Genomic DNA, 12,674 nt, shown 5'->3' on the forward strand with positions numbered 1-12,674 from the left:
ATGGATCAAGAAATAACCATATTGCAAAAATACAGGTTTTGTACCGACTTAAAAAAATCATTTGATATTATCGATTTACTTGATGATCAATTTCTTATGAAGTTTATGAAAAACTTAGCCGATGTAATCAAAGCACCATCGGAAAAAGCAGCAGCTTCTATTTTTATCAAAAGATATTCTTTCGTAGCAGTTATGTCACTGTATGCCATGAGTGTTTGGAATAAAAAAATTGATATTTCATTAGATAAACTAAAAATGGAATTGCCTGAAAAGGATAAAGAATGGCTCCCTTTGTTTTCTTTGAAGGAAGTATATATAGAGGATTGGAAAGGAACCAATCGTACTGGATGGAGGAGGAGGGTTTTTCATGACCTTTTTGCTGAAAATATATGTTTACTTATAGAAAAGTTTGAAAAGACATTTCATATCTCAAGTCTAGTCTTGTGGGAGAATATTGCAGTCTATCTTTTTTGGTTATATGAAACAGAACTGAAGGATATAGTCAACAATCAGATATCTGAGGATTTTCGCTATTTGATTTTGGAAGCAGAGGGGCAGTTGTTCGGCCGTTACAATGAAAACCCTCTGCAAAAATACTTTAGTGAAAAGACATATGCTTCAGATAGGGGTGAAGAAGTAAGAGTAAGAAAAACCTGTTGCTTCAATTATCAGCTGCAAGGGAGTTTGATGCGATGCAAAACATGCCCATGTACCTATAAAGTTAAGGGTGGAAGGTGTCTGGATGGAGAAAATTTCTGTTCAGCCGTAGAAGCATGAAACAAATAATAATAAAGCTAGCCTAAAGCTAGCTTTTTTGTTGTTATTATAAAGTTTGGCGATTTCTGATCCATTTCGGGTGATGTCAGGCATCTGTCATGAAAATTCCTCTACTATTTCACGAAGTTTTTCAGGGTTTAAAAAAGATGATATAGATTTCTCTGTCTGAAAGGTAAGAGCAGCACCAGCAAGTCCTAGTTGACAAGCGCTAACCAGTGATTCTCCGTTCATGATGCCATACATTGTACATGAAGCAAATGCTTCGCCAGCTCCAGTGACATCTACAACATCTGTATTGAAAGGTGGCAGATGTCCTGATTCTTCAGAGGAAAAATAATATACCCCCTGATCCCCAAGCGAAATAATAATGTTTTGAACCCCGCGCTGTCTAATTTTTTCACAGGCAATTTGACAATCCTCGAATGAGGCAATTTTTATGTCAGCAAGTATCTCAGCTTCTTCCCGGTTATGAACCAGCAGTTCTACACCGTCAAGACGAAAAGGAAGTTTTTGTGCCTTGACGGAAGAAACAGGATCAATGTAAATAGGGATGTTTTCATCGCTGCAGCGTTTAATAATATAACGGATACATTCCTCAGGAATATTTGTATCCAAAAAAACAGCAGTTGCGGTAGTAAGATAGGACCATTTTTCCTCAAACATGGAAATGGTTAATTTTTCGTATATATTCATGTCGGCCATTGAGACAATACTTTTCCCCGTAATATCCAATAACGTCGTAAAGGTTCCTGTCCGTTCTGTTGGTATTACCCATACTTGACTTACATCTACACCTTGACTTTTCGTTTCCTTCAAAATCCAGTGGCCTTCTTTATCGTCTCCTACACAAGTCATAAGAGAAGTGCTAAGCCCTAGCTTGCTTAAGTTCTCCGCAAAGTTGCGTGCTACACCGCCACATGTTTCAGTAATATTTACTGGATTGGATGAGTATAGCTGCACCCTTTGGTTTGTTCGCGCTTTTCGATCTGTGTTTGCTCCTCCAATACATATGATGGACGATTTTTCACGGACAATATAGCCGCGTCCTTTGATTTCCCCGCGCTTTGTCAAACTGGCAATATAATTAGCTACCGCAGGGCGTGATAATCCAACTTTATCTGACAATTCTTGCTGCGAAATGAAAGGATTCATTTTTATGTAATGCAAAATTTGACTCTCTTTATCCATGATGCAACCTCATTTCCATCAAACAATAGTTTTATTAATAAACGAATGTTTGCTAACTACTAAATTATGTACTATAATTTTGAAACAGTTATCTTATAGATTGCCTTACTAATATAGTCAATCCATTATAACCAATAAATAGATTGCAAAAAAGTCAATCTTTGTTTTATGTTGCAGCATATGATTTTGTCTTAAAAGAAAAAATAGATTGGAGGAAGTAGAATATGAAGAAGTATCTGTACCCTCTCTTGGTTATTTTAGCAGCGAGTAGTTATGGTGTCGTTTCAACCATCATAAAACTGGCAATGGGCAGTGGCTTTTCAGCCTCGGAAGCTGTTACAAGTCAATTTTTTATTGGTTTTTGCATAGCAGTGATTATTTTTTTCCTGACAAACAGAACAAAAATAAGCTTTAAAGGTGTTAAAATGCTAATCCTTGCGGGCGTTTTAACCGGATGTACAAATATTGTATATGGTCATTCTTTGAATTATTTACCCGCCTCATTGGCAGTGGTTCTTCTATTTCAGTTTACCTGGATCGGCATGTTGATTTCCTGTATAACAAAGCGTCAGCTTCCTACGAGGATTGAATTCATTTCTATACTATTCTTGGTTTTTGGAACCATACCGGCAGCTGGGTTACTTGATGTTGATATAACTAAAATCCCTTTACAAGGGTGGTTCTGGGGGTTAGCGGCAGCCCTTTGTTATTCACTATTCTTATTTGTAAACGGTCGGGCCGCTACAAGTATGAATACATCTAGCCGTTTAGTGTTTGTTTCGTTCTTTGCTTTTATGATGTCTGCTGTATTCCAATCTCCTGAGATTATTTGGAATGGTACCTTGTTTAACGAAGGACTTTGGATCTACGGTTTGGCATTAGGGCTATTTGGCATGATTATTCCAGTATTTTTATTTACTATTGCCGTTCCTAAAGTTGGATTGGGCATGACATCCATTTTGAGTGCTATTGAATTGCCGATCGCGGTGATGGTGTCGGTTATTTTACTAAGTGAATCTGTTACTACAATACAAATTGCAGGGATCATTATTATCCTCATCGGTATCAGTTTACCAACAATATTAACTGGTAATTTATTATTTATGAAGAAAAAGGCAGCAAAGCAAAAAGCAAAAAATAACTCTTACATGCTTGGAGAATATAAAAAAAACATTAGTTAAGGAGATTAAGATAAAATGATATTTTTATTTTATCTCTTGACAATCCGTTCTGAAAGCGTATACTAAACTTACATTCAACAAACATTTGTTGAATAAACAAACTTTTGTTATAAAGTGAGGTGTAAGCATGACATGGACAAGGCTTATGTCTTAGATAAAACCAACCCTATTATTTGCATAGGGGGAGCAAATGTAGATAGAAAATATTATGCGAAATATGAACTTACCAATGAAACTTCAAATCCAGTAAACTCCTCAAGCTCAGTAGGAGGAGTTGCAAGAAATATTGCTGAAAACTTAGGAAGACTAGGCGAGGAAGTTGTTCTCATTTCAGTAAGCGGCCAGGATTCAGCTTGGGAAGAGATATACAATTTATCTTCACCTTTTATGAATTTAGAGCATGTCACACAATTTGAAAATTCATCAACGGGCTCCTATACAGCAATTTTAGATAAGAACGGTGATTTATCACTTGCATTAGCAGATATGGATGTTTATGAAAATATTACTCCAGAGCTAATGATAAAAAAAAGTAATTTACTTAAAAGAGCTAAATGTATCGTAATAGATTTGAATTGTCCAAGCGAAACGATTGAGTATATTTGTTCTTTTACATCTAAATATAATATTCCTTTAGTCATGATCCCAGTTTCGTCTCCTAAAATGAACCGTCTCCCAAAAACTTTGAGTGCGGCGACTTGGCTTATCGTAAATAAAGATGAAACCGAAACTTTTATGAATATTAAAATCAACAATGAAAAAGATTGGGAAGATTCAGTTGAGAGATGGTTAGATTTGGGAGTAAAAAATGTGATTGTGACGAATGGATCAAACGGTGTAATGGCCGGTGTTGAAAATGGCGGGATTCAATATTTTCCAGCTATCGACACACCCATGGTTGCAGATGTTACTGGTGCAGGAGATTCATTTTGCTCAGGTGTTATTTATTCCTGGCTGCAAAAGAAAGAGACCGATTATATTATTAAATCTGGTTTGGTCAATTCGCATAAGACGATTATGTCAAAGTATACAGTTAGACAGGAATTATCTCAAAAACAATTTATGATTGATATGGAGGAATGTTTAAAATGAAACAATATATCGAGTTATCTGCAGAGGTACAACAAGCAAAAGCCGAAGGAAAAGCAATTGTTGCATTAGAATCTACAATCATTTCTCATGGGATGCCTTATCCGCAAAATGTACAAATGGCTCGGGAAGTAGAACAAATTGTTCGTGACAATGGTGCTGTTCCAGCAACAATTGCCATCATTGATGGCAAAATTAAAATTGGATTAACAGATGATGAACTAGAGTTATTTGGTAAAAGTGCGAATGTAGCTAAAGTATCAAGACGTGACTTAGCCCACATTATTGCAACGAAAAAATTGGGGGCTACGACGGTTGCCTCCACAATGATTTGTGCTGATTTAGCAGATATCAAAATCTTTGTAACCGGTGGTATTGGCGGTGTTCATAAGGGCGCTGAAACAACCATGGATATTTCAGCAGACCTTGAGGAATTAGCGCAAACGGATGTAGCGGTAGTTTGTGCAGGTGCAAAATCGATCCTGGATTTAGCTCTTACGCTTGAATACCTTGAAACAAAAGGCGTTCCTGTGATTGGATATGAAACTGAGGTCTTACCTGCATTTTATACAAGAAAAAGTGAACATAAATTAAATACCTCTACTGATTCTATCGATGAAATTGCTGAAACATTAAAAACGAAATGGGAATTAAATCTAAAAGGTGGAGCAGTCATTGCAAATCCGATTCCTGAGGAGTACGCAATGGATGAAGAATATATCAATGGAATTATTGACCAAGCAATCAAAGAAGCAGAGGAAAATCACATTATTGGTAAGGATAGTACACCATTCCTGTTAGGCAAAATTAAAGAATTAACTGGCGGTAAAAGCCTTGAAGCCAACATTGAATTAGTAAAACACAATGCTAAAGTAGGAACCCAACTTGCTGTTAGCTTTAATAATAAAACAAAATAATACTAAACTAGATTCGCGATAAGATAATTTCGACTTCTATAAAGGATGATTATTTTAAATAATCAATACAATCATACTTTATAGAAGTTGTTTTTTTTAGACATTTGAAAGCGTAACCAAATAAAGGGAGAGGCTGCATATGAATTTTATTTTCTTAATAACAGGCATTTTATTCGTTTTCGGTATTGGTCTATTAGTTAGTAATAATAGAAAACAAATAAAATATAAACGTATTCTGATCATGCTGGCTATCCAAATTATTTTAGTTTACTTCATGATGAATACTAGTATTGGTTTAATTGCTATTACCGAGGTTGGTGTATTTTTTGAAAAATTAATGAAGCTTGCCGATTCAGGGATTCAATTTGTATTTGGTGGAATGGTGAATAAAGGCAAATTTTCATTTTTCCTAGGTGTGTTAATGCCTCTTGTTTTTATGTCTGTGTTAATAGGAATCTTAAATTATATAAAAGTATTGCCATTCATTATCAAATATGTAGGTTTAATCTTAAGTAAGATTACAGGAATGGGTAAACTAGAAAGTTATTTTGCTGTTTCTACAGCTGCGCTTGGACAACCAGAAGTGTTCTTGACGATTATCAAACAAATTCCGCTTTTATCTCCTAATCGACTATATACCATATGTACTTCGGCAATGAGTGCCGTCAGTATGGCGATGGTTGGGTCTTATATGAAAATGTTAGAGCCCAAATTTGTTGTAACAGCTGTTGTATTAAATATTTTCAGTGCTCTTATCGTTGCTAATATTATTAATCCATATGATTTAGATGAAAATGAGGATTTAATACAAATTGAGAAGAATGAAAGAGTTCCTTTTTTCCAAATGGTTGGAGATAGCGTAATGGATGGTTTTAAAATTGCGATCATCGTTGCTGCTATGCTCGTGGGATTTATTTCCTTAATGGAATTGATTAATGTCATGTTTTTAGGTGTATTCCATGTTTCTTTCCAAACCGTTATTGGATATATTTTTGCACCAATCGCTTTCTTAATGGGTATTCCATGGGCAGAAACTGTAAAAGCTGGTGGAATTATGGCGACAAAACTGGTTACGAATGAATTTGTTGCCATGTTAAGCTTTAGTGATGTTGCAAAACATCTTTCCGATAAAACAATTGCCATTGTATCCGTTTATTTAGTTAGCTTTGCGAATTTTGGTACAGTTGGCATTGTTTCAGGTTCAATCAAATCAATCAGTGAAAAACAGGGTAGTTATGTTTCAAAAGTTGCTTTAAAACTCCTGTTAGGTGCAACACTTGCTTCTGTTATTTCAGGGACAATTATGGGAATTGTAATGTAGTAAGATATCGCAGGGAACCGTACCATAAGTGAATGATGTCTTTAAGTAAAAAAACTAGCATTAGGGTATTTCTCCCAATGCTAGTTTTTTCTTTTTAATAAAACAATTTAGCGCAAAATCATTAAAATAAAAGCATCCATTAACGCTACCCGTTAATATGCTTCCTAACTCTAAAAAGACTGCTGCCAAGTTCATTTAACACAATCGCTGCTAATATAATAGCCGTGCCTAACCATTGAAGCGGCGTTACCGCTTCTGACAAAATAAGACTGGCTGATAGGATGGCGATCGGTAATTCAATGGAGGTTAATATATTGGCGATGCCGCCTGAAACCAATGGTGCGCCCACAGCAAAAAACAGCGGGGGAAGGACTGCCCCAAATAGTGAAACACCGATGGAAGCCGTTATTAAGTTTGTCTCCAATGGCACAACAGATGGAATGTCACGCAAGAATAGGACCAGAACTAAAATAGTTGACCCAGTTGACATTAAAGAAGTTCGAGTCCATGGGTCTACATTTACAGCGACCTTCCCGCTGAAAAAAATAAATCCAGCATAAGTGAATGCAGATAGAATACCAAAAAGGAAACCTTTTAATGGTAGTCCCTGTATGTCGCCATTTACTATATTGGACGCAAAAAAAACACCAATCAAAATAAAAATGATGGACACAACGGTTATAGGTGCAGGTTTGATTTTGCTGAAAATCCATTCTAAAATAATCCCGATCCAAACGAATTGAAACATTAAAATGATGGCCAATGAGGCCGGAAGATATTGCATCGAACCATAATAAAAAATACTTGTTAAGCCGACAAAACAACCGGTTATCATAATGTGAGGAATATTCTTCTTATTAAGCCCTTTGAAGCTAGAGCGTTTAATTAGAGTGAACGACCATAATATAAATGAGGAAATCATCATTTGAACGATATTAATTTGGCCGAGTGAGTAGCCGTGGCTAAACCCCAATTTAGCAAATATCGGTGTAAAACCAAAGCATCCTGCTCCTAATAATACAAATAAAATCCCTTTATTTAATTGCATGATAAAACCTCCATGAAGCTAAAAACTACCAAACTATTATATCATAAGTAGGAAAATAAACTACCATAGGAGGAATACCTTGGGTTTTATTTACTTTATTTAGGCAAAAATATGATAGGAATGGAGTGGTTGTTTTGACTTGGGATGTACTTAACATAATTGGAACGATCGCTTTTGCGATAAGCGGTGCCATAATTGCAATGGAAGAAGATTATGATCTATTGGGGATTTGCGTCTTAGGATTGACTACCGCATTTGGCGGGGGAATGATCCGTAACTTAATGATTGGAATTCCCGTTGAAACCATTTGGACTCAAAATCATTTATTTGAAATTGCCTTATTTGCAATTATCGTTGTTTTTTTATTACCGAATATGATCATCAAATACTGGAACAAATGGGGGACTTTTTTTGATGCTATTGGATTAGCTGCCTTTTCCATTCAAGGTGCGAACTTTGCTGTTCAAAGTGGGGCTCCGTTAAGTGCCGTATTGATTGCATCGACGTTAACTGGAGTTGGCGGCGGGTTAGTAAGGGATATTTTAGCAGGAAGAAAACCAATGATTTTTCAATCCGACGTGTACGCTGCATGGGGAATATTAACAGGACTGGTATTAGGACTAGAATGGGTACATGGTACGTTTGAAATAATAGTACTTTTAATCATAATTGTCGCCTTAAGGATGTGTTCAGTCATTTTCAAATGGAGGCTGCCAAAGCATTTTAAAGGCCAAACAAAGCCTTAAGACATTATTATAATGGTGATTTTTAAGTTTTTTGCTACTTAGCCTTTATTATGAAAAGAGGTTTTCGCAAAATTTAGTGCTTTTCATTCGGTTTGAACACAAAAAACGGTAATCCACGATGTAAAATTACACTTTAAAAATGGATTTCGGAATTTATCGGCGAATTTTTGAAGGTTATCGGCGAATCTAAGATATTTATCGGCGAATTTCAAATGTTATCGGCGAATCGAGCCAATATAGACGGCGAATCAAAAAACTTCGCAAGTAGAAGGCATCTAGTTACCAGAACGGGATGAAAAATGGTGATTTCGCGTATTGTCGATAAGAATGTAAATGAGTGTACCTAAGCTAAGAAGTCTAGAAGGCTTTTATAAGGAGGTTGAAGAATATAAAATAGGAAGAAATATAAAAAGGGGAAGAAGAATGAAAAATAACTTATTTGCACTTTCTATTTTTAGTTTGGCAGTGTCTTTTGTTATTGGGTGTTGGTTAATTTCAAATAGTTTAAGTGGTATCAAAAACTATAATAAAAAAGAGACTCAACACCAGTTGTTAACAAAATCAGAAGTAGCCAATTATTTAGGTATAAGTTCAGAGGAAGTTCAAAAGTTGACAGAAATAACTAATGGTGAAAACAGTTTTACAAGTGAAATCCCGCATATAAAAATTGATAAAATTGATTATTACCCTAAAAAAGCAATAGACAAATGGCTTCTAAACACACAACTCATTGTTGTTCAATAATGGAATTAAACATACAAAAACAATGGATTTATTATTCCCTATTCAACGGGTCCGTAAGTTTAACGCGTGAAAGCAGATTACATCAATAGGGGGATACCTGCATTATATAGTCTGTATATTTATAATGAGATGATGAAATAAAAGATAATGGTCAGCATCCCTATTTAAGTAATCAGGGGGCCAGAATAGAAAATTCCCTTTTAAATATTAAAATAAATAACTATCTTCACCAATAGGAGCGTTTATTTAGGAACGTATTTAAAAGGACAGAATATTGTAAAAAACCGGAACATAGGAGGTATGATATGAAGATCCATAGAATAGATCATGTGGGTATAATCGTAAATGATCTTCCTGCCGCTAAAGCATTTTTTCTTGACCTTGGACTTAATGTACTAGGGGAAGCAGAAGTGAAAGGGGAGTGGGTAGAACGGATCATTGGGCTTAATGATGTTAGAGAGACGGTTGTAATGTTAGGGATGCCGGACGGCCAGGCAACTTTGGAGCTGGTCAAATTCCATACGCCGTCAGATGAAAAAGGTATTCAGCAATCTTTTGCAAATACCTTGGGTATCCAGCATATTGCATTTGCTGTTGAAGATATTGAATCCATTGTTGCCAAATTGAAAAAGAAAGGCACGGAACTTTTTGGTGAGATACAAAACTACGAAAACACTTATAAATTATGTTACGTTCGTGGGCCAGAAGGGGTTATTTTAGAGTTGGCGGAGAAAATCAAATAAATATTGGATTTAAAAGCCATTATAGAGTTTAGCAATCGGGCGCTATCCTTGAACAAGGATAAGCGCTCATTTCTGTTTAAGGGGAATATTCTCGAATAACCAATTGTGGGAATAATAGGAATTTGAGATAATTGTTATTGATTTAAGGCAAGGTATTTTAATATCAATAAAAAAATATTTGGCGAGAGAAACAATTCTAAATCACTAAAGGGAGGAAGAATTATGTCCAATAGCGTAAGACCCAGAAGAATAATTTTAGATTTAGCAGTTACTTTAGATGGTTTTATAGAAGGAAAAAATGGGGAAGTTGATTGGTGCATTATGGATTCTGAGATGGGGTTTAGTAATTTCTTAAATGAAATTGATACTATTTTGTATGGAAGAAAAAGCTACGATTTATGGGGACAATTCACTCCAGAAATTGAAGATACTGATATTGAAAAAGAATTATGGAAATCAGTTCATTGCAAAGAAAAGTATGTGTTTTCCAGAACGCAAAAAGGGACTGATAATAAAGCAATATTCATAAATGATCATATTCTTGAAGAAGTAAATAAATTGAAGAATAAGCCTGGTAAAGACATCTGGTTATATGGTGGAGCAAGTCTTATTACAACTTTTATCAATTTAGGGCTAGTTGATGAATTTAGATTATCTGTTCACCCTGTTATTTTAGGAGAAGGAAAACCATTGTTTATTGATATAAAACAGAGATTGAATTTAAAAATAGTTAATACAAGAACATTCTCCTCTGGCGTTGTGCAACTAATCTATCGTTTAAGTAGGAATTAATAATTTTGCACATTCAAAGATAAAATATCATTACAAAATACTCGATAGTAATTTTCGATTTTCAACAAAAGGGCGCTATCTAGAACAAGGATAAGCGCACATTTTTCATTTAAGGCCATTTTGTTCACAAAATTTTTAAGAAAAAAAGCAATCTTCTTCCTTTAGGAATTACAACATGGGTAAATCCAATAGGATCATGAAACTTACTAGGATTACTAATCACTCTGAATTTACTTTGAATAAAAAATCTCCTACAAATAAATTTACTAGCCCTTTAGAAACTAATAGTAAGAGATGAATTAAGGCGAGGTCTTTTTCCACGATTAAATGTCCAACTTTATAATTAAGTGTTATTTCGCAAAATGGCCTTAAATGAAAAGGATTATAAGTGTTAAAAAAGGGGAACTAAGCTAACAAGATGATTGTCAGGAGGTTCTTGTTATGTATGGAATGATCGCCCTAAAGCTTATAATCGGATTAATTACTCTTGTTGTGATTGTACGTTTAATTGGTAAAAAAGAATTGGCCCAGATAACACCGCTTGATTTTGTTTACGCCGTTATTCTCGGCGGTATTTTAGAAGAATCTATTTTTGATGATAAAGTAACAGTTGGTCATTTTATCTTTGCCCTTGCCATTTGGGCGCTGGCCATCTTTTTATTTGAAAGGATCATGCAAAGATTTGAGAAATTCCGTGTCTTAATTATGGGAGAACCCTGTCTAGTAATAAGAGATGGTGAGTTAGATGTAAAAGCATTTGAAAAGTCAAAGCTTGAGCCTGAACAGCTGCGCACCTTGCTTCGCCAGCAAGGAATCTTCTCACTAAAGGAAGTCAAATATGCCTACCTTGAAACAAGCGGAAATTTAAGCGTGATGAAATATCCTGAATTCGATCCAGTGACACCTGCACAGCTAAAAGTGGAGGCTGACAGTAACGAGCCTTCTATATTATTAGTGGATGAAGGAAGAATAGAGGAAAAAGGACTCCGAATGATTGATAAGGATGTGGATTGGCTAAGAGAAAGTTTAAAGAAAGAGGGATATGGATCCATCGAAGAGATTTACTGTGCCGAGTGGACAGAAAGAGAAGGATTCTTTATTCAAAAATACATTTAAAAATAGAAATAAAAAAAGCGAAACTGACTAGACAAGTCTCAGGCTCTTCCACACTCTGTTGTAAAAATGGGATTTCGACACATAAAGAGCAGCCTTTAATATACAAACTGTCACTAAAGGAAAATAAATGTGAAGGAGACATTTCATATCAATAAAATAAATTTATAACTAAAGGTATCTCAATATCTATCGTATTGATCGTATTACTCTTTATTGCTTTTTTTGAAGTGTTCTTTTCAAAATTTTATTCAACAATCGGGCGCTATTCTTGAAAAAGGATAAGCGCTCATTTTTCATTTTTAGGGCCGAATTATCGAAGAAGGAATAATTTAACCTTTATCGAATATGAACAAACAAGGAGTTCAAAAAAGGAAGGCTGTGAGGATTGAATGTTTGATGAAAAAAAAGAGAGTTCAATTTTAGGAACAGTCATAGCGGTTAGTTTAAGTAAGAAGCATACGTTTAGTAAAGAAAATCAAGAGATTATAAAATTAGTGAAGGGTTTTGGGGTCGAAGGCGATGCACACTTTGGTTCAACGGTTAAGCATCGATCGAGAGTGGCACAAAATCCAAACCAACCGAACCTTAGACAAGTGCATTTAATTCAAAATGAGTTATTCGAAGAGTTAGCAGACCACTTTAATATTACACCTGGACAAATGGGTGAAAATATAACAACTGTAGGAATAAATCTTCTTGAATTACCTACTGACACGATATTATTTATAGGTGAGTCCGCAATTATTAAAGTAACAGGCTTACGCAATCCTTGTGCTCAAATTGATAATTTTAAACAGGGGCTTTTAAAGGCTGTTTTGGATAAGGATTCAGACGGAAATCTAATAAGAAAAGCAGGAATAATGGGAGTTATATTGGAGAGTGGAGAAGCGAAACCAGGTGATACCATCCGTGTTGAATTACCTCCTAGACCATTTAAAAAGCTGGAACGTGTTTAACCAGCTTGGTGTACTTTTATGAATTAACTAAAGCCTAATTTCTCAGTTAAAAGCGT

The 12,674-nt window shown here is 35.2% G+C and carries 13 protein-coding genes; 11 read left to right on the plus strand and 2 right to left on the minus strand.

Annotated elements, in window-relative coordinates; genetic code table 11:
• Nucleotides 1-777: a siderophore-iron reductase FhuF gene (fhuF, locus tag A6749_RS16490; RefSeq protein WP_161487153.1), complete on the plus strand. Its 777-nt coding sequence runs from the start codon at nucleotides 1-3 to the stop codon at nucleotides 775-777.
• 96 nt (nucleotides 778-873) lie between these two features.
• On the opposite strand, the gene A6749_RS16495 is transcribed toward fhuF, so the two are convergent.
• Nucleotides 874-1,965, minus strand: a complete 1,092-nt coding sequence (locus A6749_RS16495; RefSeq protein ID WP_066391969.1) for a PfkB family carbohydrate kinase — start codon at nucleotides 1,963-1,965, stop codon at nucleotides 874-876.
• 224 nt (nucleotides 1,966-2,189) lie between these two features.
• On the opposite strand from A6749_RS16495, the gene A6749_RS16500 reads away from it, so the two are divergent.
• From A6749_RS16500 to A6749_RS16515, 4 genes are all read left to right on the plus strand, one after another.
• Entirely contained in the window at nucleotides 2,190-3,146 is a 957-nt protein-coding gene (locus A6749_RS16500) for an EamA family transporter (protein WP_066391978.1), read from the plus strand.
• Nucleotides 3,147-3,278: 132 nt separating this feature from the next.
• Complete coding sequence (locus tag A6749_RS16505; protein ID WP_066391988.1) at nucleotides 3,279-4,238, plus strand: carbohydrate kinase family protein; 960 nt, start codon at nucleotides 3,279-3,281, stop codon at nucleotides 4,236-4,238.
• Nucleotides 4,235-5,152, plus strand: a complete 918-nt coding sequence (locus A6749_RS16510) for a pseudouridine-5'-phosphate glycosidase (RefSeq protein WP_066391996.1) — start codon at nucleotides 4,235-4,237, stop codon at nucleotides 5,150-5,152. The genes A6749_RS16505 and A6749_RS16510 overlap by 4 nt, the downstream gene beginning before the upstream one ends.
• Before the next feature lie 139 nt (nucleotides 5,153-5,291).
• Complete coding sequence (locus tag A6749_RS16515; protein ID WP_066392008.1) at nucleotides 5,292-6,473, plus strand: NupC/NupG family nucleoside CNT transporter; 1,182 nt, start codon at nucleotides 5,292-5,294, stop codon at nucleotides 6,471-6,473.
• A gap of 145 nt (nucleotides 6,474-6,618) precedes the next feature.
• On the opposite strand, the gene A6749_RS16520 is transcribed toward A6749_RS16515, so the two are convergent.
• Nucleotides 6,619-7,521 (minus strand): EamA family transporter, encoded by a 903-nt coding sequence (locus A6749_RS16520; protein WP_066392016.1) that lies wholly within the window; start codon nucleotides 7,519-7,521, stop codon nucleotides 6,619-6,621.
• Between the two features lie 134 nt (nucleotides 7,522-7,655).
• On the opposite strand from A6749_RS16520, the gene A6749_RS16525 reads away from it, so the two are divergent.
• From A6749_RS16525 to A6749_RS16550, 6 genes are all read left to right on the plus strand, one after another.
• Nucleotides 7,656-8,267, plus strand: coding sequence for a trimeric intracellular cation channel family protein (locus A6749_RS16525; RefSeq protein ID WP_066392019.1), 612 nt, complete (start codon nucleotides 7,656-7,658; stop codon nucleotides 8,265-8,267).
• 333 nt (nucleotides 8,268-8,600) lie between these two features.
• Complete coding sequence (locus A6749_RS16530) at nucleotides 8,601-9,011, plus strand: helix-turn-helix domain-containing protein (protein WP_236719686.1); 411 nt, start codon at nucleotides 8,601-8,603, stop codon at nucleotides 9,009-9,011.
• A gap of 305 nt (nucleotides 9,012-9,316) precedes the next feature.
• Nucleotides 9,317-9,754 (plus strand): VOC family protein, encoded by a 438-nt coding sequence (locus A6749_RS16535; protein ID WP_066392040.1) that lies wholly within the window; start codon nucleotides 9,317-9,319, stop codon nucleotides 9,752-9,754.
• A 222-nt stretch (nucleotides 9,755-9,976) separates the two neighbouring features.
• Nucleotides 9,977-10,546 (plus strand): dihydrofolate reductase family protein, encoded by a 570-nt coding sequence (locus A6749_RS16540; RefSeq protein ID WP_066392050.1) that lies wholly within the window; start codon nucleotides 9,977-9,979, stop codon nucleotides 10,544-10,546.
• Nucleotides 10,547-10,987: 441 nt separating this feature from the next.
• Nucleotides 10,988-11,662: a DUF421 domain-containing protein gene (locus tag A6749_RS16545; RefSeq protein WP_066392059.1), complete on the plus strand. Its 675-nt coding sequence runs from the start codon at nucleotides 10,988-10,990 to the stop codon at nucleotides 11,660-11,662.
• Nucleotides 11,663-12,051: 389 nt separating this feature from the next.
• Nucleotides 12,052-12,618: an MOSC domain-containing protein gene (locus tag A6749_RS16550; protein WP_066392071.1), complete on the plus strand. Its 567-nt coding sequence runs from the start codon at nucleotides 12,052-12,054 to the stop codon at nucleotides 12,616-12,618.
• The last annotated feature ends 56 nt before the right edge of the window (nucleotides 12,619-12,674 follow it).

It is taken from the genome of Neobacillus mesonae (assembly GCF_001636315.1).
Taxonomy (GTDB): Bacteria; Bacillota; Bacilli; order Bacillales; family Cytobacillaceae; genus Neobacillus; species Neobacillus mesonae.